Here is a 22,632-nt window from a genome sequence, read left to right on the forward strand (position 1 = left end):
CGACATCTACAGCAGTGAGGCAAGGCGCGGAACGATCGGCAGATATGGAGCGTCGAACAGTTCCTCGCGTTCGAAACGGCTGCCGGTTTTCGTCAGCCGCACCATGCGACACTCATTCTCGGAAATCATCAGCGGCGCGATCATCGAGCCGCCGGAAACGAGCTGGTCGGTATAGAAGCGCGGCATCGCGTTGAAGGCGGCCGTCACCAGGATGCGGTCGAAGGTGCCCTCACCCTGCATGCCGGCGCTGCCGTCGGCGTGGCGGATGATGACGCTGCGCAGGCCAAGCGATTCCATGCGCCGTTGCGCTGCCGTCGTCAGCGTCTTGTAGCGGTCGATGGACAGGACACGCTCGGCCACGCGGCCCATGACGGCGGCGGTAAAGCCACTTCCGGTGCCGATCTCCAGGACGCGTTGGCCGGGCTTGAGCTTCAGGTGATGCAGGATGCGGACGGCAAAATCGATGCCTTCGAGAAAAGAGCCGCATTCGATCGGGATCGTCCGGCTCGAATAGGCGTCGTCGGCAAATTGCGGCGGCACAAACTGTGAGCGCTGCGTCTGCTCGACCGCCGTCAGCAGATCGAGATCGGAGATGCCTTCGGCACGCAATCTAAGGACCAGCGCAGCAAAGCCCTCCTTCTCCGCCAGTCTTGCCGTCAAACTTGTGCTCCGTATTCCAAGGCCCGCGCCACGCGGTCCGTCACGGAATAATCGGTCAGATCCAGTTTCAAAGGCGTTACCGAAATCTTATTATGCTTCAGGGCGTGAATATCGGTGCCTTCGATGAAGGCGCCGGCGCGTTCGCCAAACTTCAGCCAGTAGTAAGGAAATCCCCGGCCGTCGGAGCGGGCGTCGACCTGCACATTGAAGGCCAGCTTGCCTTGCATGGTCACCTCGGCGCCATCGACTTCGTCGGGACGGCAGTTCGGGAAGTTGAGATTGAGGAACGTGCCCTCCGGCAGGTCCAGGACCATCAGCTTTTCCAAAAGAGCCGGGGCATGCGTCTCACAGACCTCCCAGGGCACGATGCGCGCGCCGTCCTCATAGAGATAGGCTTGGCTGAGCGCGAAGGAGCGCACGCCCTGCATGGTGCCCTCGATGGCGCCGGCAATCGTGCCGGAATAGGTCACGTCGTCGGCAACGTTCGAGCCTGAATTGACGCCGGAGAGGACAAGGTCCGGCTTGATGTCCATCACCTGCCTGATGCCCATGATGACGCAATCGGTCGGCGTGCCGCGCAGGGCGAAGTGCTTTTCGGAAATCTTGCGCAGCCGCAGAGGTTCGGAGAGGCTCAGCGAATGGGCAAGACCGCTCTGGTCGGTCTCCGGCGCCACGATCCAGACATCGTCGGACAGCGTGCGCGCGATCCGCTCCAGCGCGGCAAGGCCTTCGGCATGAATGCCGTCGTCATTCGTAAGCAGGATGCGCATCGCCTCAGGCCGCCCGTTCGATCTTGGTCAATCCGCCCATATAAGGCAGCAAAACGTCCGGAATCGTGACGGAACCGTCCTCATTCAGATAATTTTCGAGGACGGCGATCAGGCAGCGGCCGACGGCCGTGCCGGAACCGTTCAGCGTGTGGACGAACCTGTTGCTCTTGTCTTCCTTGCCGCGATACCGCGCGTTCATTCGGCGGCCCTGAAAATCGCCGCAGATCGAGCAGGAGGAGATTTCACGGAAGGCATTCTGTCCCGGCAGCCACACTTCGAGATCGTAGGTCTTGCGCGAGCCGAAGCCCATATCGCCGGTGCAAAGCGTCATGGTGCGGAAATGCAGGCCGAGGCGTTTCAACACTTCCTCGGCGCAGGCGGTCATGCGTTCATGCTCGGCAACGGCGCTCTCGGCATCGGTGATCGAGACGAGTTCGCATTTCCAGAACTGGTGCTGGCGCAGCATGCCGCGCGTATCACGGCCGGCAGAGCCTGCTTCCGAGCGGAAGGACGGCGTCAGCGCGGTGAAGCGGAGCGGCAGCTTTTCCTGATCGAGGATTTCCTCGCGCACCAGATTGGTCAGCGTCACTTCGGCCGTCGGGATCAACCAGCGGCCGTCCGTCGTCCTGAACAGATCCTCGGCGAATTTCGGCAGCTGGGCGGTGCCATAAACAGCCTCGTCGCGCACCATCAGTGGCGAGCTGACCTCGGTATAGCCGTGCTCGCTGGTGTGGAGATCGATCATGAACTGGCCGAGCGCGCGCTCGAGCTTGGCGAGCGGCCCGGTCAGAACCGTGAAGCGCGAGCCGGAGAGCTTGGCGGCGCGCTCGAAATCCATATAGCCGAGCGCCTCGCCGATTTCGAAGTGCTCCTTCGGCGTGTGGTTCCAGCGCGGCTTTTCGCCGACGGTGCGGGTGACGACATTGTCATGCTCGTCCTTGCCAACCGGGACATCGTCGAAGGGGATGTTCGGGATGCGCGACAAAGCGTCGTTGAGTTCGGCCGTCAGTTGCCGATCCTCTTCCTCGATCGCCGGCAGCAGGGTCTTGAGTTCGGCGACCTCGGCCTTTAGCTTCTCGGCAAGCTCGCTATTCTTTTGAGCCATCGCCGCACCAATCTCCTTGGAGGCGAGGTTGCGGCGAGACAGCAAATCCTGCGCCTTCTGCACGGCGGAGCGCCGCTTTTCATCGAGGGCAACGAGGCTTTGGGCCAGAGGCTCCGCGCCGCGCTTGGCAAGGGCGGCATCGAGCGCTTCGGGATTCTCACGGATCCATTTGATATCGAGCATCGTCGTTCCAGGTCGTTGCAACAGAGATGGCCCAGCCAAAGCCTGATCGGGCCTCGACCGGATGTGAAACGGCGTTCACAAAGGGGGATTGGGATCGCCGCTCAGACGCTGTCCGTCTTGGCAACGTCCGCGGATCCGGTGTCCTCTTCGACCGCCTGCCGGGCACGCTGGCGCTCCACGAGTCGCGCCGCATAGATGGAAATCTCGTAGAGAAGGATCGTCGGGATCGCAAGGCCGATCTGGGACATCGGGTCCGGCGGCGTCAGCACGGCAGCGACGACAAAGGCGAGGACGATGGCAAACTTGCGCTTTTCGGCGAGCCATTGCGACGTCAGAAGACCGACACGGGCGAGCAGCGTGGTGACGACGGGAAGCTGGAAGACCAGACCGAAGGAGAAGACCAGCGTCATGATCAGGCTCAGATATTCCGAGACCTTCGGCATCAGCGAGATCGCTATCTCGTCATGACCCGGCGCCTGCTGCATCGACAGGAAGAACCACATGACCATCGGCGTGAAGAAGAAATAGACGAGCGCGCCGCCCATCAGGAACAGGACCGGTGAGGCGATCAGGAACGGCAAGAAAGCCTGGCGCTCGTTCTTGTAGAGACCGGGCGCCACGAACTTGTAGACCTGGGCGGCAATGATCGGGAACGCGACCACAAGGCCGCCGAACATCGCCACCTTGACCTGCGTGAAGAAGAATTCCTGCGGCGCGGTGTAGATGAGCTGGGCCTTCTCGACGTCGAGATGCGCCCACACGACGGCTGTCTTGTAGGGAATGACCAGATAGTTGAAGAGATGCTTGGCAAAAAAGAAGCATGCGATGAAGGCGACGAAAAACGCGCCGATCGACCATATCAGCCGCTTGCGCAGCTCCATCAAGTGCTCGATCAACGGCTGCGGCTTGTCTTCGATATCACCGCTCATGCCTCGTCCTTCTTCGTCTGCGCCGGCTTCTTCGGCGTTGCAGGCTTCCTGGCTGCCGTCGTGCGTTTGGGTTTTTCCACAGGCACGGCGATAGCGGCCGCAGCATCGACCCTGTCAGCAGCCTTCACGCGCGGCTTGCGCACGGGTTTCGGCTTGGCGGCAACTGTATCGGCCTGAACAATCGCTGCTGCGACGGGTTCCGACGGCGCAGGCGTCGCTACCAATGGCGGCGTTTCCGGCAGGCTCATCGACGGCGTCGGGGCTGCGACAGCACTTGGGCGGCACCTCGGTCTTGTTTTCCGTGATCGTGGACGACTTCTGCAGGTCGGCCTTGATCTCGTTGCCCATCTGGCGAAGCGGGTTCATCGCCTCGCGCAGGCTGTTGACCGGGTTCAGTTTCTGGGCGTCGCTGATCGTCTGCCGGACGTCGTCAAGCTCGGCTTCGCGCAACGCTTCGTCGAACTGCGCACGAAATTCACCCGCCACCTTGCGGGCGCGCTGCGTCATCTTGCCGAAAGCGCGCAGCATCGGCGGCAAATCCTTGGGACCGACCACCACGATCAGTACAACCGCGATGACCAAAAGCTCGGTCCAGCCAATATCGAACATGCAAGGCTCCTGGACGGGAAGCGCGGGGGCTGCGCTTTTTCCCGGACTTGGTTACTTCGTTTCGTCGGCCTTGTGATCGACGGTCTTTGCCGTGTCCGGCGCGTCCTCGTCCGTCATGCCCTTCTTGAAGCTTTTGATGCCCTTGGCGACATCGCCCATCAGTTCCGGAATCTTGCCGCGACCGAACAACAACAGCACGACCGCCAGAACGATCAGCCAGTGGTAGATGCCAAAAGAACCCATTACGCTTACTCCCTGTTGTGATGTTCCCTAATGTAAGAATTTCCCACACCGTTTCCAACATCAAGCCCTTTGAACTGTGCTTAATGTCACGGTATCGCCCTTTGTGACAAGCCACAGATCCGTCGAAAAATGGTGAGCACTAATGTTTTCGTCATGCGTGGCAAAAGCAAGACGAAGTCCTTCAATCTTCGGAGGTAGAACGCGGGGCCAGCAACCCCAGTTCTTCGAGATCCATCTGGGTGATCGGATCTTCGTCCTCGGTCAATTCGTCGTTCATCAACGGCGAGGGAATATTGAAGTTCGCCGGGATGCGGCCCGACAGCAGGCCCGCCCCCTTCAATTCTTCGAGGCCAGGCAGATCGCGCAACTCTTCCAGGCCGAAATGGTCGAGAAAATCGCGCGTCGTGCCCAATGTCACCGGCCGGCCCGGCGTGCGCCGGCGGCCGCGAAACCGTACCCAGCCGGCTTCCATCAGCACGTCGAGCGTGCCGCGCGAGGTCTGAACGCCGCGGATATCCTCGATTTCGGCACGCGTCACCGGCTGGTGATAGGCGATGATCGCCAGCACTTCCAGCGCGGCGCGCGAAAGCTTCTTCACCTCATTGTCATCACGCCGGATGACAAAGGACAGGTCGGCGGCGGTGCGGAAGGCCCAGGCGCCTTCGACCTGCACGAGATTGACGCCGCGCGGCGCATATTGCTCCTTCAGCCGCAGCATGATCGCCTGCACGTCGGTCTTCTCAGGCAGGCGCTCGGCGAGGAAGCCTTCGGAGACCGGCTGCGAGGAGGCGAAAACCAGCGCCTCGGCGATGCGCTCGGCCTCGATCTCGGCCTGCAGGTCGCGGCCCTGGTCTTCGAAATTGCCGTCGAATTCCTCTTCGCTCCTCGGATCGATCAAGCCGGCTGCTCCTGTTCGACCACCTGCAGTGTGGCATGTTTCGGACCGCGGCGCATGTATATCGGCTGAAAGGCGCCGTCCTGGCGGATTTCGAGCTTGCCCTCGCGCACCAGCTCCAGCGAGGCGGCAAAGGCGCTGGCGATTGCGGTGACGCGCTCCTCGGGCGCGGCGAGATAACGCAGCAGATAATGCTCCATCGCTGTCCAGTCGCCGATCTCGCCGATCATCTGGGTCAGCAGCTCGCGGGCGTCGGTCAGCGACCAGACGGTACGCCGCTCGATCGTCACCTGGGTGACGGCATGGCGCTGGCGCAGCGCCGCATAGGCGGTCAGGAGATCGTAGAGGCTTGCCGCATAAGCGGATTGCTGTCGGTCGGGAATATGCTCGGGCGCGCCGCGCACGAAGATATCGCGGCCGAGGCGGTTGCGGTTGACGAGGCCGTCCGCCGCCTGTCGCATGGCTTCGAGACGTTTCAGGCGGAAGGCGAGTGTTGCCGCCAGCTCCTCGCCGGAAGGGCCGTCATCCTTGGCTTGCTGGGGAATGAGCAGCTTCGACTTGAGATAGGCAAGCCAGGCTGCCATGACGAGGTAATCGGCGGCAAGCTCGATGCGAATACGCCGGGCACTTTCGATAAACAGCAGATATTGCTCGGCGAGCGCCAGCACCGAAATGCGCGAGAGGTCGACCTTCTGGTTGCGGGCGAGATAGAGCAACAGGTCGAGCGGGCCTTCGAAGCCGGCAACGTCGATCACCAGCGCCGGCTCGTGGCTGGCGCGCTCGGCACCGTTATCCTGCCACAGCTTGTCCATTGGCGTTGCCGCCTGCGGACGTTCCGTGCCCTTGACCGTGTTCACCTAGCTGTTCCCTTACGATCAAACCGTCGCAAACATCGCCTCGAATTCCATCCTCAATTCCGCTTCATCTGAAGTATCCGGCGCCCCGAAGCCCGCTTCCACCGCTTTTGCGCGGGCAAGCGATATGCCTGCGAGCGGCGGAACATTTGCCACGACATCGAGCATCTCGTCCATATTGCCGTTGCAATGCAGCACGATATCGCATCCACCTGCAATGATATTCGCCGCACGTTCACCGATCGCACCGGAAAGAGCGTTCATCGAGCTGTCGTCGGAGAGCAGCAGACCATTAAAGCCGATGTGTTCGCGGATGATGCCATCGATCACCTTGCGCGAGGTCGTCGCTGGATTGTCCGGATCGATGGCGGCGAAAACGACGTGACAGGTCATCGCCATCAACTCGTCCTTCATCGCGACAAAGGGTGGAAAATCATGGAGTTCCAGCTCATGGCGCGAGACAGTGACGACAGGCAGCTCCAGATGTGAATCCGCAAAGCCGCGACCGTGGCCGGGCATATGCTTCATTACAGGCAACAGGCCGCCGGCCTTCAGCCCTGCGGCAGCCGCTTTTCCCATCGCGATGACGGTTTCGGGATCGCCGCCATAGGCGCGGTCGCCGATGACGTTGCTGCTGCCCTCGACCGGCACATCGAGCACCGGCAGGCAATCGACATCGATGCCGAGGCTCGAAAGGTCGAAGGCGTGCAGCCGCGACATCAGCCAGGCGGCGCGCAGGCCGAGCGCGCGATCGCGGCGATAGAGATCGCCGAGCGCCTGGCCGGAAGGATAACGCGCCAGAACGGGCGGACGGATGCGCTGGACGCGGCCGCCCTCCTGGTCGATCAGCACCGGCGCATGCCAGCCGACGCTGTCGCGCAATTCGGCGACGAGATCGGCGATCTGCGGCGCTTCGGAGATGTTGCGCCCGAAGAGGATGAAGCCCCAGGGTCGTTCGCCCCGGTAAAAGGCCTTCTCTTCGGATGTGAGGGCAAGGCCGCTACAGCCAAGGATCATCGCTTTTGATTCGGTCATATCGGAATCATAGACGGCGCCCGGCCAAATGCGAGCAAGGTCGGGCGCGATGCACAGAAAAGAGCCGCGGACCGATCCGGCCCGCCGCCCTTATATTCTATCCAAAAAAACCGATCTACTTGGAGATCAGGCAGCTTCCGCCCGCTGCGCGATACTGTTCGCAGAGTGCTGCGGCCTCGTCCTTGGAACCGGCCGGAATGCGGACACGATAGAAAGTGCCCTTGCCGGCGATATCGGCCCTGCGGATCTCATGATTGCGGCCACTAAGCACGCTGGCGAATTTCTTCGACAGGTTGGCATAGGATTTGGTCGCCTCGTCTTCCGAAGGCAGCGAGGCGATCTGGATGCCGTAGCCGCCGGCGGATGCAGCCTGCTGTGGCTTTGCGGCGACTGGCGCTGCGGCCGCGACCTCAGTCGTCTTCGGCTGCTGCGCGGGCGGGCGGACATTGCCCTTCTCGGTCACGGTGCCGACGACGGTGACGGGCTGATCGGCCGGACGGGCGGTGGGGATCGGAGCGGTATCGGTGATCGCCGAGCTCTTGACCGGGCGCACCGGTGGAGCGACCGGGGCCGGGTTTGCGGCCTGCGCATCCGCACTGCCGGCGAGCGACGGCTGTACCGGCGCGGTTTCGACCGGGGCTGCAGAACGAGCATCGGCAGAAGCGATCTCGGCGCTTGCCGGGAAGCTCGCAGCCGTTCCACCGACTGGCGGCACGGGCGGGGTCGACTGAGCCGTCAACGGTGGCTGAGCCGGCGGCGTCGGCTGGGCAGACTGTGTCGCCTGGGCAGACTGTGTCACCCGGGCAGATTGCGTCGCCGGGGCAGACGCCGCAGGCTGATCGACGGGCGCAGGCTCCTCGCGGGCGACCAACGTACCGTCAGGCTTGACGATCATCGTGCGGACCTTGCGCGGCGAAACCGACGGCGTCTTGTCGGCGTCGCTTGCGAGAGCCTTGTCGGTGTTGTCCTGGTCCGGCAGCAGACGCGGATCCTCCGTCTCACCGACCGCAGTCGGCGTGACCTGATCGTCGGCGTTGGCGTTCTCGTCGTCCTCAGGCAGCGCTTCCGGTGTCAGCGTGCGCTGGACGACATCGACGGGCGCCTCGTCGGAAGAAACGAGCGCCTTCTGCTTCGGCTCTTCGGCAGAACCCGCAACGCGGTCGTAAACGGCCTTATCCTGGTTCGGCACGGTCTTGCCGCCAGGATTTTCCGGAACGACCTTGACCGGCTCCTTGTCGGCGGTGATCACACGCGGCTCACCGGACGCGACAATGCCGAGCCCCTCGCCGTTCCAGACGGAGGAATAGACGCCATAACCGACGCCGCCAAAGACCACGAGCACGACGGCCCCGGCGAGCAGCCGACGCATCGACCGGGCGCGGCTGAAATCAGCGGCCTGGCTTGCCGATTTGATCCGAACTTCGGAGGTCTCACGGCGCTCGACCGGTTCACGCACGCTGCGGCGGAAATCCTCCTCCAGCGCCCGTTCGAAATCATCGAGGCCATCGGCGATGGTAGGCTTGACAGGCTTTGCCGCGGCGGCAGCCGTATCCCGGGCAGGCGCCGGTGTTTCCCGCGGCTTGGCCGGTTCAAAGAAGCTGGCGATCTCTGCGTCGAGATCGAACTCGTAATCTGCGGTTTTCGCGATCGGGGCGGGCTGCTCCACTGGCGGCAGCGCCGGCACGTGCATGTCGTCGACGGTCTCGGGACGATCCTCCGGGTCAGAGATCATCGCCGGATCGAATGGCAGGTCTTCGGTTGAGTCGCCGGCTGACGCCCAGTTGAAAGACGGAGCCGGTGCTGGAGCCTGCGGCTCGGGAACGTAGGCCGGAGCCGGCCGTGAGGGGGCAGCATCCTGCTGGTAAGCCGGAGTTTGCGGCTCAGGAGCAAAAACGGGGGCGGACCGAGGCGGGACGGCCGCGGCCTGCTGGGGAGCAGGCGCCGGCACCTCAGGCTGCGGCGCGGGCTCGGACGGCTCGGAGAAATCGAGATCGGCGAGCTCCAGCTCGATGCCGGCAAGATCCAACTCGAAATCATGGCCGGCGAAGGGGTCTTCGGCTTCCGGTATCGGCTGCGGCGCCCGCGAATATGCCGTTGCAGCAGGCTCTGGCGCAACGACCTCTGCAAGCTGCGGCGCGACTGGCCGTGCGGCTTCGGCTGCATAGACCGGAGCAGGCCGGACGGACACTGGGCCGGCGACTGGTGGGGGGGCGATCACCTCGGTCTGGACAGGTGCGTCTGCCACGGGGGCGGCAGGAATGGGCGCGGCCTCGATCGATGCGGGCGGCGGCGTGACGGGCGCCGGATTGGCACGTTGCGGCACCGGATAACGCGAGACGTCGGCAAGCAGATCGTCAAGATCGAAAGTGCCGGCGGTGTGCGGAACATCAGGCACGACCTCGGTCAGCGCGGCATCGGCCTGGATCTCGCCCTCGACGGCGGCGGCGATCAGATCGAAACCGGCATCGGACCCGAAATCCTCCGGTTCCTCCTCGACTTCGATGAATTCTTCGGCCTCCGCAGTCTCTTCCGGCGCGATCACCTCATCATGGCGGTCGAGTTCAGCGGGGAAGCCAAGCGACGGTGAAGCGGATTCGAATTCCTCGGAAGGCTCTATAGCGGCGACAGGCGCCGGCGGTTCGATGACAGGTTCAGGCTCCAGGACAGGAAGATCGACAGACGGCACTTCAGCTGCCGGTGCCACGACCATTTCGGCCACAGCCTCCGGCAAAACAACCGCTTCTTCGCGTTTCGGAGCATGGAAATTGGCAAGCGGTAGCCGGATGCTGGCAGCCGACCATTGCGGCGCCTTGGCGGGCTGCGCCAGCGAAGAGACGGGTGCGGCGCCGATCGACAGCTCAAGCTCCTCGATCAGATCGCGTGCACCGCCGAATGCTGATTGCAGCGATGCCTCGGGCTCGGGGGAAAGATGCTCCGCCCAGTCGGCGGCCGCAGGCACAGCTGCTTCTTCAGCCTCAACCGCGGCGACGGAAACCGGCTCAGGAACCTCCGCATTTTCGGCAGCCGGAGAAGTATCGAGAACCGGCTCGACGTAATCTTCAAGCATATCATCAGAGATCGGCTCGGCGGGCCGGTCGAGCTCTGCGAGCGGACGGGGCGAATCGTAACGGTCGAACTCACGCCCCAACTCGTCCTCGAGATCAAGGGCGGGCTCGCGGCGTTCGGCCTCGGTCACCGTATTCGCTGCAACACGCGGCTCGAAGCCGACGATACGGGCAAGTTCAGCCAACGGATCATCGTCGTCAAACAGATCGTTTTTTCCGCGCGTATCATACGCAAGTTGTTTATCAGCCATGCCTATTCCCACTCGCAAACGCCAACGCTCAAATGCCAGCGCATTGTGGGGAAATGGTGACGTTATCGCATTTCGTCCGGTGCGGCAGTGCCTGTAATGGCGAGTCCCGACTTCAAAACCGACGCGACGGCGTACACCAGCCCAAGTCTGGCAATACTTGATTCTCGGTTTTTATCATTAACAAATCGTAATTCCGTCTGATCTTTACCTTTGTTCCAGTGCGCGTGGAAGGAACTGGCGACGTCGTAGAGGTAAAAAGCGATGCGATGCGGCTCCTGCGACTGGGCCGCTGCCTCGACGACACGCGGGAATTCAGCAAGCTTGGCGACGAGCTGCAATTCGGCCGGATCGCCAATGCCTGCAACGGTTTTCGCGAGTTTCTCGGGCGAGACATCGAGGTCGGGAAAAGCCTCCCTCGCCTGCCGGAAGACCGACATGCAGCGAGCATGCGCATATTGCACGTAGAAGACTGGATTATCTTTCGATTGTTCCGTCACTTTGGCGAAATCGAAGTCGAGCGGTTCGGAATTCTTGCGGTAAAGCATCATGAACCGGACCGAATCACGGCCGACTTCTTCGACGACGTCCCGAAGCGTGACGAAATCGCCCGAGCGCTTCGACATCTTCACCGGTTCGCCGTTGCGATAGAGCTTGACGAGCTGACAGAGCAGCACAGTCAGCTTCGCCTTACCGTCCGAAACGCCGCGTGCAACCGCTTCCAGGCGTTTGACGTAACCGCCATGGTCAGCGCCAAGCACATAGATCATCTCGTCGAAACCACGGTCGAACTTGTTCTTGAAGTAGGCGACGTCGGCGGCGAAATAGGTGTAGGAGCCATCCGACTTGATCAGCGGCCGGTCGATATCGTCGCCCACCTCGGTCGAACGGAACAGGGTCTGTTCGCGATCCTCCCAGTCCTCGGGAAGCTGGCCCTTCGGCGGTGGCAGCGTGCCCTTGTAGACATAGCCCTTGAAGGTCAGGTCGTTGATCGCGGTGCGGATCGCGGCCGCGCCATTGGCATGCAGGGTGCGTTCGGAGAAGAAGACGTCGTGATGGACGTTCAGCGCCGCCAGATCGTCGCGGATCATCACCATCATCGCATCGATCGTGCGGTCCTTGACGACCGGCATCCATTGTTCTTCCGGCATGTTGTGCAGCCGCACGCCGTAATCGGCGGCAAGCGACTGGCCGACGGGCACGAGATAGTCGCCGGGATAGAGACCCGAGGGGATTTCGCCGATCTTTTCGCCGAGCGCTTCGCGATAGCGCAGGAAGACGGAGCGGGCGAGCACATCGATCTGCGAGCCGGCGTCGTTGATGTAATATTCCTTCTCGACACCGTAACCGGCAAAAGCGAGCAGGTTGGCAAGCGCGTCGCCGACGACGGCACCCCTGCAATGGCCGACATGCATCGGGCCGGTCGGGTTGGCCGAGACATATTCGACGTTGACCTTCCTGCCGTTTCCAAGCGTCGAGCGACCGTAATCGGTACCGGCACCGATCATCGAGGCGAGCAGCCGCTGCCAGTAGCCGACGGCGAGACGGATGTTGATGAAGCCCGGACCCGCGACCGAGACATCGGCGACGTCGGAATCCTCTTTCAGCTTGGCGATGATGACATCGGCCAGCGCGCGCGGGTTGGTTCCGAGCGGTTTTGCCAGCACCATCGCGGCATTGGTCGCGACATCGCCATGGCTCGCGTCACGCGGCGGCTCGACGGTGATGCGGCCGAAATCGAGCTCGGATCGCTTTTCCCTGACCTGATCGATCTGTTCAAGGGCGGTTTTGATCCTGGCTTCGAAGTCGGTAAAAAGGTTCATCGCACTCTTCCATGCATAGGCTGTGCCAAAGGCTCAAATCGGCCCTCGGCGTGGGCGACCGCTGCCTATCGCAAATCAGGAGTGTGGTCAAACAACCGCCTGTGGGCGCTGATCGCATAGGTGTCGGTCATGCCGGCGAGATAATCGCCGACATGGCGGGCCTTCGGCGCATCGGATAGGCCGGCGATATGATCGACCCAGTAATGGCTTTGCATCTCTTTCGGATTGGCCATGTAGGCGGCAAAGAGATCGGTGACGATCTGGGCAGCACCGGCACGGATGCGCATGATATCGGGATTGCGGTAGATGCGTTTGAAGAGCATCGCCTTGATCTGCCTGTCGGTCTCGGCCATCCCCTCGGAAAAGGTGGCGATAACCTGGCCGGCGCCGCGAATATCGTCTGCACTCTCAGGGCGCAAGAGGGACAGGCGCTGCTGCGCGACGCCGATCACGTCTTCGACCATGCGGGTGATCTGGCGGCGCATGATCTCATGGGTGAAGCGGCTCGGCTCCAGGTGCGGATATCGCTCCCTCACCTCGGCCATTAGCCCAGCAAGAAACGGGATTTCCTCCAGCATGTCGAAAGTCAGGTAGCCGGAACGCAGGCCATCGTCGATATCATGGGTATTATAGGCGATGTCGTCGGCGATCGCCGCGACCTGGGCTTCGAGGCTGGCATAGCTTGCAAGCTCGAGATCGTGCAGCTCGCAATAATCGAGGATCGGCTGCGGAACGGGACCGTGCGTACCCACTCCATCAGGCGTCAGAAGCGGACCATTGTGCTTGACGAGACCTTCCAGGCTTTCCCATGTCAGATTGATGCCGTCAAATTCGGCATAACGCCTCTCCAGCTTGGTCACGATGCGTAGCGATTGTGCATTATGGTCGAAGCCGCCATAGGGCAGCAGCACCTCGTGCAGCGCATCCTCGCCGGTATGGCCGAACGGCGTGTGGCCGAAATCGTGCACGAGCGCCACACCTTCGGCCAGATCCTCGTCGAGCTTCAGCGCGCGGGCAAGAGCGCGGGCGATCTGCGCCACTTCGATCGTATGCGTCAGCCGGGTGCGGTAATGATCGCCGTCCTGGGCGATGAAGACCTGGGTCTTGTGCTTCAGCCGGCGGAAGGCGGTGGTGTGGACGATGCGGTCGCGGTCACGCTGGAAATCGGAGCGCGTCGGGCTTCCGTCCTCCTGATAGAGCCGTCCGCGCGTCGTCCAGGGGTCGGCCGCATAAACCGCCCTTTCACTGCTGCCGAAACCCAAAGCACGCGTATCGATCGTCATTCTTCACCGTCATCCTGCATGTTGCCGCTTCCGCCCATTGACGCCGCTTTGTGCTCTTCATACCTATAGGTCGATGAAACGGCAAAGAGGCTCTTTCCTAATCGCTTCGGCGCATCATCGCCTTTTCGCGAAGATCATGGTAAGTTTCTTTGATATCAGGCATTTGAACATTCAAGTGCCCAAACCCATTCTCTCCGGATCTTGACCCCGGCAGGAGGAAATATGACGGATACAAGTGTAACCCTTTCAGATGCCGCGGCAAAGCGTATCGCAGCCATCGTCGGCGCCGAAGCCGGCAAGAGCGCCTTGCGCGTTTCCGTAGAAGGCGGCGGCTGTTCGGGCTTTTCCTACAAGTTCGATCTTGCCGACAGCGCAGCGGACGACGACATTATCGTCGAGAAGAACAATGCCAAGGTGCTGATCGACAGCCTGTCGATCGTCTACATGGCGGGCTCAGAGATCGACTTCGTCGACAATCTGCTTGGCCAATCCTTCCAGATCAAGAACCCGAATGCAGTGGCAAGCTGCGGCTGCGGCACCAGTTTCTCGATCTGAACGTCTAAACGCACGGACTCCCCATCAAACCGGCCGAAGAATTCCTTCCGGCCGGTTTATCGTCTTGTCCGCCGGTGAAAGACCGCGATAAAAGAAGCGCACTAAAGTGCGCTGCATCGACGCTGCTTCATGCGGTGCGCTTTAGCCCTTTGTTTTTTATGCCTGTCGTTATCCCAGAACCGCTGCACACTTCTGGGCGACATGCAGTATGCGGAACGGGACAGAGCCATGAAGATCGCGACCTGGAACATCAACGGCGTCAAGGCGCGCATCGACAATCTCACGCAATGGCTGAAAGATTCCGATCCGGATATCGTCTGCCTGCAGGAGATCAAGACGGTCGACGAAGCTTTCCCGCGACTGGAGATCGAGGCGCTCGGCTATCATGTCGAGACGCACGGCCAGAAAGGCTTCAACGGCGTGGCGATCCTCTCCAAGAGTGCACCTTTCGAAGTGAACCGCGGCCTGCCCGGCGATCCGCTGGACGAACAGGCGCGTTTCCTCGAAGCGGCGTTCACGCTGTCCGATACCCGCATCCTGCGCGTCTGCTGCATCTACCTACCAAACGGCAATCCTGTCGAAACGGAGAAATATCCCTACAAGCTCGCCTGGATGGAGCGTCTAAGGACGTTCGCTGCTGAACGGCTGGCCTATGAGGAGATGCTGGTTCTTGCCGGCGATTACAATGTCATCCCGGAACCGCACGACTGCTTCGATCCCAAGGTCTGGGAAAACGACGCACTGTTTCTGCCACAGACCCGGGAGGCGTTCCGCAGGCTCGAAAATCTCGGGCTGACGGATGCGGTGCGCGCGACGACGGATGCGACGCAGTTCTATTCCTTCTGGGATTATCAGGCCGGCGCCTGGCCGAAAAACAACGGCATCCGCATCGATCATCTGCTGCTATCGCCGGAAGCTGCCGACCGAATGACATCGGCTGCGATCGAAAAACATGTGCGGGCCTGGGAAAAGCCGTCCGACCACGTGCCTGTCATCGCCTATTTCGATTTGGCGGGCTGAGCGTCCGATCGGCGCTTAGAGCGGTTCAGCTTTTACGGGCGCAGGACCGCTCTAGCCTTTTGTCTTTACGCAATTCCGGACGGAAAACCGCTTCGCACTTTTCCTGGAATTGTTCTAGTCGTCGGTCCCGCTCGCGATGGTGTGCGACAGTGATACCGCCGTGCGTCGGTCGGATTCGTTGGCAACCGAGAAGGCCTGCTCCTGCAGCGCTTCCATCCAGCCGCAGTCCTTCGGCTTGCAGCGGTCGAGTGCTGCCGTCATCAGCGCCAGGCCGCGAGCCGTCTGGCCTTCGTCGAACAGAATATTGCCGAAGACTGCCATGGCGCCAGGATGGCCACTCTTGCGGGCCTGGTTTAGCCATTTCTTGGCTTGCTGCGGGCTGGCATTGCCGCCCTCGCCGGCCAGCATCATCTGCGCCAGCTGGAACTGCGCCTCGGGCACGCCAAAGGTGGAGGCCACCTGAAAATAAAGCTGGCGCGCCTGGCTGAGATCGATCCTGACCGGGCTGCCGGCAATGCCATGCTTGTAATAACTGGCGAGCGAGAGCAGCGCGTTGACGAAGAAACCCGTATCTTCCGAACCAGGCTCGACGCCCTGCTGGGCGATCTCGCTATAGATCTTGAAGGCTTCAAAATCATCCTGCGTGACACCGTCGCCGTCGGCATACATGTTGGCGAGCGCCCAGCGCGAGCCGGTGTGGCCCTTTTCGGCGGCGTATTTATAAGCTTCGACCGCCTCTTCCTTCTGGCCGTTCTTATAGGCTTTGAAGCCGAACTTGAAGAGATCGAAGGGTCCGGATTCCTTACTGACGCCGCCTTTGATATCGAATGCGCGGCACGGACCGGAGCAGCGCTATGGCTATCGACATGCCCACCAGCATGAATTTGAACAGTTTGAACTCGGACGTCACCATTTCAACCGATTTCTTTCGTTCATCCAAGGCAGGCGGCAACGGCGCTCATGCCGTGCATCCCGCGGATGTATTCCTTCGAGGCGAGCGATCCCGCGGCGAGCTCCATGGCTCCTTTGCCCGCGTCGCATCCAGCCCACTGGCCTTTTCTCAAAGGCGATATTCTCAGCACATCCTTCAGAGCCACCCGGCTCCCGGCATGGCCCGACTGCAATCTCCGTGGCACTCTTTCGGCAGGCGCGGCATCCCGCCTTCCCGCCTTTATCGCATTCGTAAACGGCAAATGTGACGAAACCGGTATCGACCTTTCGGCAAAGCCGGGCCGCTCAGCTGAGCGGGTCGAAAATAACGACAATGAATGGATCGACGACTTCGTCGCGAGGCCGGATTGGCGGCTGGAACAGCCTTGTTCGAAAAGCGAAACGACCGCAATCAAACGATTGTTGCCAATCGCGCCGCACGATCTGATGTACCCGGAAAAAAATCGACCCATGCTACTATTTACACGCACCGTATGCCTGCCATTTCCTCACCCGCAAATATCGCTGCGCCCTCTTTGTGGCGGGAAATGGACAAATTCGCCCCGCCACCACCATACGCCAAACGTCGTAAAAATGTGTTGCTGAATCGTCACAAATTGGGACCGGGAAATGGCATGATTAACGGCCGCGAATAAAGTAGAGCCCGGCACCGCCGGGCTCCTCAATTCTTCAAGTGGGAAAATTAGAACTTGATCTTTAGGCTCGTCGACAGCGCGGCGACCAGATCGTTGCCAAAAGAATAGGAGACATCATCTCCAAACGTGACGCCGTTCTGGGTCACGGCGCCGGACGAACCGCTCGTCAATACGCCCACGGCACCGGCGACGCGCCATTCGATATGTTCGGTCGGGGTGAAGGCTGCACCGAGCCCCAGCGTCCAGCTATCGGTCTGCGCGCCATAGCCCTGGCTGGTGCCACGGTCCCAGGTGAGACTGACTGCACCTGCCCACTGGTCGTTGAACTTATGGCCGACACCACCGGAGATCGTCCAACCGTCCTGGTAAAGAAGGTCGAGCGAAGTTAGACCGCCCGCTGGGCAAGGCAACCCGTTGGTCGGGCAGAATGCTACCGACTGCAGGACGCTCCAATTCGTCCATTTAACCGATCCGAATGCAAGCCAATCCGGAGCGATGCCGCTTTGTAACTTCAGCTCCAGCGAATCCGGCGCTTCGGCGGAACCGGAAACAGGTGTTACCTGGCCCCCATATAGCGGCACAATTGGAACCTGACGCAGATCAACAGTCCCGGTCAGGTTATCGTAGTTGACACGGCTGTTATAGACGAGGCTCGCACGCATCGCATATTCGGGGATCTCGTAGGCGAGACCGGCGCGCCAGCCCCAGCCGCTATCGTCGATATCGAGGCGACCGACGCCAGTTCCGGTACCGAGCAGAAGCGGAAGCGTTGAAACCAGACGCTCCTTGAAGCCTTCGACTTCCTGATAGAAAGCGCCGCCGATGAAGCGAAGCTGCCCAGGGCCGACATCAAAACGATAGGAGCAGGTGCCGCCATAGTTGCGGGTTTTGATCTCTGTCTCAATGTTGTTGTTGGCGCCAGCCCAGTTCACACCGGGGTCGTTATGCCCGCCGAAGGGCTCTGAATAGTCGACCAAGCAGTCGATTGCGTCGCCAAATCCAGCCTTAAAGCCAATATATGGGATGGTATAATTTGAGGTATCGTCAGCTGTGTTTGGACGGCTGTTCAGATTGCCGCCGCCTGAGAATATCGACGTATCCGTATCTCGGACATCCTTCAGCCTGCGTTGCGGTGTGACGTAGGTCACACCGGACTGAAACGTGAAAGGCGACGTGTCGAACAACTGATCGATGTTGTATCCGCCACGCTCCAGCCCCCCGGCGAAGGACGGAGAGGCAAGCGACGAAAGAAGAACGAGCGCCGTTATGCCCTTGGAAAACCTACGAGATGCCATTGTGTCTCCCCCACTCCAGCAATTGATGTGACCCCACTCTAGTAAGTGTTCGCGTGATATGGCAACGCGCCTACGGCAGCGCTCCCGGGCATTGCAACGACCAACTTACGTAAAGAAATTGACGGACACGTCAAAAAACCTGGTTAATAAAATTCTATTCCAGACTTGCCTAATTTCAGATGGGCTTTTGGGTTTTCATTCCAAATATTGCCGAAGCTGTATCAATCCCACAACAGTGGCAGTTTTCGCCATCTGGACGCCCGTTCAGTCTCAATCCACAGGCTCAGCGCCCGAAACTAGCCGAATTCACGACCGAATCGCGTGTGCCCAGAACGACAAAAAGACGCGCCGGCAGAGGGCGCGTCCTTGAAATAACTTACCAAAATGGGTTGGTGAAACTTAACCGGCTTCGCTCACCCTGGAAAGAGCGATCCTCAAGCTTGCGATCTGACCCTTCAGTTCCTCGAGACGATCGCGTTCGGCATCGACCACGTCGGGATTGGCGTTGGCGACGAACTTCTCATTGGAGAGCTTGCCGTCGATGCGGGAGATCTCGCCTTCCATCTTGGCAATCGCCTTTTCCAAGCGAGCCTTTTCGGCGGAAAGGTCGATCAGTTTGCCGAGCGGCAGGCAGATGGTAGCTTCGGCGACGACGATCTGAGCGGCACCCTTGGGCGCATCCTCAGCCAGCGATATCGCCTCGACGCGCGCAAGCCGCTTGATGGCGGCGTCGTGGCGGAACAGCCTTTCGCGTGTCAGGTTATTGGCCTTGACGACGACGAGCGGCGCTGTCGCCGACGGCGGCACATTCATTTCGGCGCGCACCGAGCGGATGCCGGAAACGAGGTCGATCAGCCAGTTGATCTCGTCGGCCGCTCCGTCGTCGGCATAGGACGGCGCCGGCCATTCGGCATGGCAGACCAATGTGTCGCGCTCTTTACCTTCGCCTGCCGTATGCGCCCAGAGCTCCTCGGTCATGAAGGGCATGAAGGGATGCAGCAGCTTGTAAATCTCTTCGAGAACATAAGCGCTACAAGCCTGGGCTTCAGCCTTGGCGCCCTCGTCTTCGCCATTGAAGACCGGCTTCAAGAGCTCGAGATACCAGTCGCAGACCTCGTTCCAGACGAAGCGATAGAGCGCGCCGGCGGCATCGTTGAAGCGGAACGCTTCGAGCGCTTCCGTAACGTCACGTTCCGTACGGGCAAGTTCCGTCAGGATCCAGCGGTTGATGGTGAGTTCGGCGGCCTCCGGCACGAAGTGCGGGTCGCTCTTCGCACCATTCATCTCAGCGAAGCGCGTGGCGTTCCAGAGCTTGGTGCCGAAATTGCGGTAGCCGGCGATGCGGGCCGGATCGAGCTTCACGTCGCGGCCCTGCGCCGCCATGATTGCCAAGGTAAACCGCAGCGCGTCGGCGCCGTATTCATCGATCAGTTCCAGGGGATCGATGACGTTGCCCTTCGATTTCGACATCTTCTGCCCATTCTTGTCGCGCACCAGCGCGTGGACATAGACGGTCTGGAAGGGCTCGACGGGTTCGCCGTCCTCGTCCTTCATGAAGTGCAGGCCCATCATCATCATGCGGGCAACCCAGAAGAAGATGATGTCGAAGCCGGTAACGAGAACATTGGTCGGGTAATAACGCGCCAGCTCCGGCGTCTCGTCCGGCCAGCCGAGCGTCGAGAAGGGCCAGAGTGCTGAGGAGAACCAAGTGTCGAGCACGTCCTCGTCACGCGTCAGGATCTCGCCCGGCTTGAAGTTTTCGAGCAGGTCCTCGACATAGGCCTTCATCGGCCCCTCGTGTGAGAGGTAATGCTGGATCGCCGCCTGCAGCGCCTCTTCCTCGGTCTTTTCAACGAAAACCTGGCCGTCCGGGCCGTACCAGGCGGGAATCTGGTGACCCCACCAGAGCTGGCGGGAGACGCACCAGGGCTGGATATTCTCCATCCATTCGTAATAGGTCTTGTCCCAGCTCTTCGGCACCATCCTGGTTCTGCCTTCGCGCACCGAAGCAATCGCCGGTTCGGCGAGCGTCTTGGCATCGACATACCATTGTTCGGTCAGCCGCGGCTCGATCGGCACGCCGCCGCGGTCGCCGTGCGGGACCATGTGCTTGTGCGGCTCGATCTTGTCGACCAGGCCCGCCTCTTCGAAAATCTCGACGATGACCTTGCGCGCATAGAAGCGGTCCTGCCCTTCCAGCCGGTCCCAGGCGCCGTGCAGCGCCGCCGGATTGTCGAGACCTTCGAGAAAGTCCTCATTGTCCTTGATGGTGATCGTGCCGTCGCCATTCATGATATTGATGACGCGAAGACCTGCGCGCTTGCCGACGTCGAAGTCGTTGAAATCGTGCGCGGGCGTTATCTTCACCGCGCCGGTGCCGGCAGCCGGATCGGCATAATCGTCGGCAACGATCGGAATCCTGCGGCCGACGATCGGCAGAATGACATGCTTGCCGACAATGCCCTGATAGCGTTCATCCTTCGGATTGACGGCCACACCGGTATCGCCCAGCATGGTCTCCGGTCGTGTCGTTGCGACGACCACATAATCGCGCGTCTCGAATTCGGTCGGCTTGCCTTCTTCATCGAAAGCGATCGGGTACTGGTAGGTTACACCCTTTTCCAGCGGATAGCGCAGGTGCCAGAGATGGCCCTTGACCTCGTGCTGCTCGACTTCGATATCGGAAATCGCCGTCAAGAGCTTCGGGTCCCAATTGACCAGGCGCTTGTCACGATAGATCAGGCCTTGCTTGTAGAGCGTGACGAAAACCTCGAGAACGGCCTTCGACAGGCCCTCGTCCATGGTGAAACGTTCGCGCGACCAGTCGCACGACGCACCCAGGCGTTTCAGCTGGTTGAAGATCAGGCCGCCCGATTCAGCCTTCCATTCCCAGATCTTGTCGATGAAGGCTTCGCGGCCCATGTCGCGGCGTCCCGGCAGCTGCTGTTCCATCAGCTTGCGCTCGACGACCATCTGCGTGGCGATGCCGGCGTGGTCCATGCCCGGCTGCCAGAGCACGTCCTTGCCGCGCATGCGCTCGAAGCGCACCAGGATGTCCTGCAGCGTGTTGTTCAGCGCATGGCCCATGTGCAGCGAACCGGTGACATTCGGCGGCGGGATCACGATGGTGAAGGTCTCGGCCCCGGCTTTGGCGTTCGCGCCGGCGCGGAAAGCGTCCGCCTCATCCCATATCGCGGCGATTTTCGGTTCGACGGCGGCGGAATCATAGGTCTTGTCGAGCATTTTCTGACCAATTTCGAGGTTCGAGGATGGGCGTTTGTAAATAGGATGGTCTCGGCCAAGTCAATAAAAAAGCCGCCCCGGAGACCGGAGCGGCTTTTCAGGAAAAAGCAATCCGATCAGCGGCGCGGGCCGCGGGCCACGCGCTCGATTTCCTCGCGCACCAACCGCTCGACCAGTGTCGGCAGATTATCATCCAGCCACTCGCGCAGCATCGGGCGCAGCATGTCCTCCGCGATCTCGTCCAGCGAGCGGCGCTCGGCACCGTCGATCGCGGCGGCGAGCTCCTCGAAAGAGCGGCTGATCTGCAGGCCGGCATCCTCCGAAAGCAGCGTCGGCTGGACCTCGTCCATAACGCTCGGCAGGAAACGGTCAGTCGACGATTGAGCGGGTCCCATGGCCGGCGGCGCTGTTTCGATAGCAGGCGCTGGCTCGGCGACGGCCACCTCAGGCGTTTCCATAACAACCGGCTCGGCCGGCTGCTGGATTGCAACATGCTGAACGGGCGCTGCGGCAGCCGCGAAAACAGGCTGCGACTGCTGCGGCTGTGGTGCCGCGGCGCGCGGCGCTTCAGGCGTCACGGCCGGCTGCGGTTCGGGCTGGCGGAAACCGCTCGGAATTTCGCGCAACGCCTGACCGGCTTGCACGGCGCTGCGCTCGGAGGCAGCGCGCACGCGGGCGGCGACATCGGCAAGCGACAGCGCGCGGGCCGGCACTTCGGCTTCGGGAGCGGTGCCTGCCGAATTGGCGGCGACGAAACGCGGATCGGAGGAGCGCATGACCGGTTCGGGGAACTCCACGCCGGCATAGGTGTCGTCGACCGTCAGATGAATTTCGGAGCTGTTGTCATCCTCGTCGGCGCCGTAGACCGGTGGCAGGGAGGCGGAAATCGCCTTGCCGGCGCCAGGCTCATTGCTTTCGATGATCTGACGGATGGACGCCAGAATTTCTTCCATGGACGGTTCACGCGCTACACTTGGCTGAGCCATTTCTATCCCCGTTATTCCAAAACAACGACCGGATGGTGTGGAGCGTTCATCCGAATCACCACGACCTTAGAATACCCCAGGCGTGAAAAAAATCATCGCGAATCAAATGAATGCGGCCATGCACAGTTTTGTTACCTGATCTTTGCCACCCGCAAAGCCTGTTGCAATTTTGCGGCGGCGACATCCGATGAAAAAGAATTTGAAGCGCATAACATCCGTCCGATCGGCCGTGGCGGCGTCAGGGT

General features: G+C 61.0%; 18 protein-coding genes and 2 pseudogenes. 4 read left to right on the plus strand and 16 right to left on the minus strand.

Annotation, left to right across the window (positions count from 1 at the left end; translation table 11 throughout):
* Positions 1-6 precede the first annotated feature (6 nt).
* The 12 genes and pseudogenes from ACS4RR_RS15860 to ACS4RR_RS15915 all read right to left on the minus strand — a co-directional run bounded on the left by ACS4RR_RS15860 (position 7) and on the right by ACS4RR_RS15915 (position 13,702).
* Entirely contained in the window at positions 7-660 is a 654-nt protein-coding gene (locus ACS4RR_RS15860) for a protein-L-isoaspartate(D-aspartate) O-methyltransferase (RefSeq protein WP_017964059.1), read from the minus strand.
* Positions 657-1,430 carry a 5'/3'-nucleotidase SurE gene (gene surE / locus ACS4RR_RS15865; RefSeq protein ID WP_260110735.1) on the minus strand — a complete coding sequence of 258 codons (774 nt, stop codon included), beginning with the start codon at positions 1,428-1,430 and terminating at the stop codon, positions 657-659. The genes ACS4RR_RS15860 and surE overlap by 4 nt, the downstream gene beginning before the upstream one ends.
* Before the next feature lie 4 nt (positions 1,431-1,434).
* Positions 1,435-2,718 carry a serine--tRNA ligase gene (gene serS / locus ACS4RR_RS15870; protein ID WP_260110734.1) on the minus strand — a complete coding sequence of 428 codons (1,284 nt, stop codon included), beginning with the start codon at positions 2,716-2,718 and terminating at the stop codon, positions 1,435-1,437.
* A 101-nt stretch (positions 2,719-2,819) separates the two neighbouring features.
* Positions 2,820-3,647, minus strand: a complete 828-nt coding sequence (gene tatC / locus ACS4RR_RS15875; RefSeq protein ID WP_260110733.1) for a twin-arginine translocase subunit TatC — start codon at positions 3,645-3,647, stop codon at positions 2,820-2,822.
* Positions 3,644-4,256 (minus strand): annotated as a pseudogene (gene tatB, locus ACS4RR_RS15880) (Sec-independent protein translocase protein TatB). The gene tatC and the pseudogene tatB overlap by 4 nt, the downstream one beginning before the upstream one ends.
* 51 nt (positions 4,257-4,307) lie before the next feature.
* Positions 4,308-4,499 (minus strand): twin-arginine translocase TatA/TatE family subunit, encoded by a 192-nt coding sequence (locus ACS4RR_RS15885; RefSeq protein ID WP_018073376.1) that lies wholly within the window; start codon positions 4,497-4,499, stop codon positions 4,308-4,310.
* 181 nt (positions 4,500-4,680) lie between these two features.
* Positions 4,681-5,397: an SMC-Scp complex subunit ScpB gene (gene scpB / locus ACS4RR_RS15890; RefSeq protein WP_260110732.1), complete on the minus strand. Its 717-nt coding sequence runs from the start codon at positions 5,395-5,397 to the stop codon at positions 4,681-4,683.
* Positions 5,394-6,251, minus strand: a complete 858-nt coding sequence (locus tag ACS4RR_RS15895) for a segregation and condensation protein A (protein ID WP_170258533.1) — start codon at positions 6,249-6,251, stop codon at positions 5,394-5,396. Before ACS4RR_RS15895 ends, scpB begins: the two co-directional genes overlap by 4 nt.
* Positions 6,252-6,269: 18 nt before the next feature.
* Positions 6,270-7,283, minus strand: a complete 1,014-nt coding sequence (gene nagZ / locus ACS4RR_RS15900; RefSeq protein WP_260110731.1) for a beta-N-acetylhexosaminidase — start codon at positions 7,281-7,283, stop codon at positions 6,270-6,272.
* Positions 7,284-7,398: 115 nt separating this feature from the next.
* Complete coding sequence (locus tag ACS4RR_RS15905; RefSeq protein ID WP_456189009.1) at positions 7,399-10,599, minus strand: SPOR domain-containing protein; 3,201 nt, start codon at positions 10,597-10,599, stop codon at positions 7,399-7,401.
* A gap of 62 nt (positions 10,600-10,661) precedes the next feature.
* Positions 10,662-12,419 carry an arginine--tRNA ligase gene (argS, locus tag ACS4RR_RS15910; protein WP_170258536.1) on the minus strand — a complete coding sequence of 586 codons (1,758 nt, stop codon included), beginning with the start codon at positions 12,417-12,419 and terminating at the stop codon, positions 10,662-10,664.
* Positions 12,420-12,484: 65 nt separating this feature from the next.
* Entirely contained in the window at positions 12,485-13,702 is a 1,218-nt protein-coding gene (locus ACS4RR_RS15915) for a deoxyguanosinetriphosphate triphosphohydrolase (protein WP_017964048.1), read from the minus strand.
* 222 nt (positions 13,703-13,924) lie between these two features.
* On the opposite strand from ACS4RR_RS15915, the gene erpA reads away from it, so the two are divergent.
* Positions 13,925-14,257: an iron-sulfur cluster insertion protein ErpA gene (gene erpA / locus ACS4RR_RS15920; RefSeq protein WP_017964047.1), complete on the plus strand. Its 333-nt coding sequence runs from the start codon at positions 13,925-13,927 to the stop codon at positions 14,255-14,257.
* A 228-nt stretch (positions 14,258-14,485) separates the two neighbouring features.
* Positions 14,486-15,277, plus strand: a complete 792-nt coding sequence (gene xth / locus ACS4RR_RS15925) for an exodeoxyribonuclease III (RefSeq protein WP_260110728.1) — start codon at positions 14,486-14,488, stop codon at positions 15,275-15,277.
* A gap of 114 nt (positions 15,278-15,391) precedes the next feature.
* Here the strand turns inward: xth and exoR are convergent.
* Positions 15,392-16,190: pseudogene (exoR, locus tag ACS4RR_RS15930) on the minus strand (exopolysaccharide production regulator ExoR).
* On the opposite strand from exoR, the gene ACS4RR_RS15935 reads away from it, so the two are divergent.
* Both ACS4RR_RS15935 and ACS4RR_RS15940 read left to right on the plus strand, forming a co-directional pair.
* On the plus strand, positions 16,132-16,476 hold the full coding sequence (locus ACS4RR_RS15935) for a hypothetical protein (RefSeq protein WP_172643358.1): 345 nt from the start codon (positions 16,132-16,134) through the stop codon (positions 16,474-16,476). The pseudogene exoR and the gene ACS4RR_RS15935 overlap by 59 nt on opposite strands.
* 69 nt (positions 16,477-16,545) lie before the next feature.
* A complete protein-coding gene (locus tag ACS4RR_RS15940; protein WP_157386322.1) occupies positions 16,546-16,863 on the plus strand; it encodes a hypothetical protein in 318 nt (105 codons plus the stop codon).
* Positions 16,864-16,910: 47 nt separating this feature from the next.
* Here the strand turns inward: ACS4RR_RS15940 and ACS4RR_RS15945 are convergent, their stop codons facing one another.
* The 3 genes from ACS4RR_RS15945 to ACS4RR_RS15955 form a co-directional block, all read right to left on the minus strand.
* A complete protein-coding gene (locus ACS4RR_RS15945) occupies positions 16,911-18,158 on the minus strand; it encodes an OmpP1/FadL family transporter (RefSeq protein WP_456189010.1) in 1,248 nt (415 codons plus the stop codon).
* Positions 18,159-18,557: 399 nt separating this feature from the next.
* Positions 18,558-21,401, minus strand: a complete 2,844-nt coding sequence (locus ACS4RR_RS15950) for a valine--tRNA ligase (protein WP_260110727.1) — start codon at positions 21,399-21,401, stop codon at positions 18,558-18,560.
* Between the two features lie 116 nt (positions 21,402-21,517).
* Positions 21,518-22,387 carry a PopZ family protein gene (locus ACS4RR_RS15955; protein ID WP_222290603.1) on the minus strand — a complete coding sequence of 290 codons (870 nt, stop codon included), beginning with the start codon at positions 22,385-22,387 and terminating at the stop codon, positions 21,518-21,520.
* Positions 22,388-22,632: the final 245 nt, after the last annotated feature.

It is taken from the genome of Rhizobium zaerense (genome assembly GCF_051810725.1).
In the GTDB taxonomy this organism is placed as follows: Bacteria; Pseudomonadota; Alphaproteobacteria; order Rhizobiales; family Rhizobiaceae; genus Rhizobium; species Rhizobium leguminosarum_I.

Excerpts from the sequence above, each read along its gene's own strand:
- argS (WP_170258536.1), bottom strand. The coding sequence starts at position 12,419 with ATGAACCTTTTTACCGACTTCGAAGCCAGGATCAAAACCGCCCTTGAA.
- xth (WP_260110728.1), top strand. The coding sequence starts at position 14,486 with ATGAAGATCGCGACCTGGAACATCAACGGCGTCAAGGCGCGCATCGAC.
- ACS4RR_RS15915 (WP_017964048.1), bottom strand. The coding sequence starts at position 13,702 with ATGACGATCGATACGCGTGCTTTGGGTTTCGGCAGCAGTGAAAGGGCG.
- ACS4RR_RS15945 (WP_456189010.1), bottom strand. The coding sequence starts at position 18,158 with ATGGCATCTCGTAGGTTTTCCAAGGGCATAACGGCGCTCGTTCTTCTT.
- surE (WP_260110735.1), bottom strand. The coding sequence starts at position 1,430 with ATGCGCATCCTGCTTACGAATGACGACGGCATTCATGCCGAAGGCCTT.
- ACS4RR_RS15940 (WP_157386322.1), top strand. The coding sequence starts at position 16,546 with ATGGATCGACGACTTCGTCGCGAGGCCGGATTGGCGGCTGGAACAGCC.
- erpA (WP_017964047.1), top strand. The coding sequence starts at position 13,925 with ATGACGGATACAAGTGTAACCCTTTCAGATGCCGCGGCAAAGCGTATC.
- ACS4RR_RS15955 (WP_222290603.1), bottom strand. The coding sequence starts at position 22,387 with ATGGCTCAGCCAAGTGTAGCGCGTGAACCGTCCATGGAAGAAATTCTG.
- ACS4RR_RS15935 (WP_172643358.1), top strand. The coding sequence starts at position 16,132 with ATGGCTATCGACATGCCCACCAGCATGAATTTGAACAGTTTGAACTCG.
- ACS4RR_RS15885 (WP_018073376.1), bottom strand. The coding sequence starts at position 4,499 with ATGGGTTCTTTTGGCATCTACCACTGGCTGATCGTTCTGGCGGTCGTG.
- tatC (WP_260110733.1), bottom strand. The coding sequence starts at position 3,647 with ATGAGCGGTGATATCGAAGACAAGCCGCAGCCGTTGATCGAGCACTTG.
- nagZ (WP_260110731.1), bottom strand. The coding sequence starts at position 7,283 with ATGACCGAATCAAAAGCGATGATCCTTGGCTGTAGCGGCCTTGCCCTC.
- serS (WP_260110734.1), bottom strand. The coding sequence starts at position 2,718 with ATGCTCGATATCAAATGGATCCGTGAGAATCCCGAAGCGCTCGATGCC.
- ACS4RR_RS15905 (WP_456189009.1), bottom strand. The coding sequence starts at position 10,599 with ATGGCTGATAAACAACTTGCGTATGATACGCGCGGAAAAAACGATCTG.
- ACS4RR_RS15950 (WP_260110727.1), bottom strand. The coding sequence starts at position 21,401 with ATGCTCGACAAGACCTATGATTCCGCCGCCGTCGAACCGAAAATCGCC.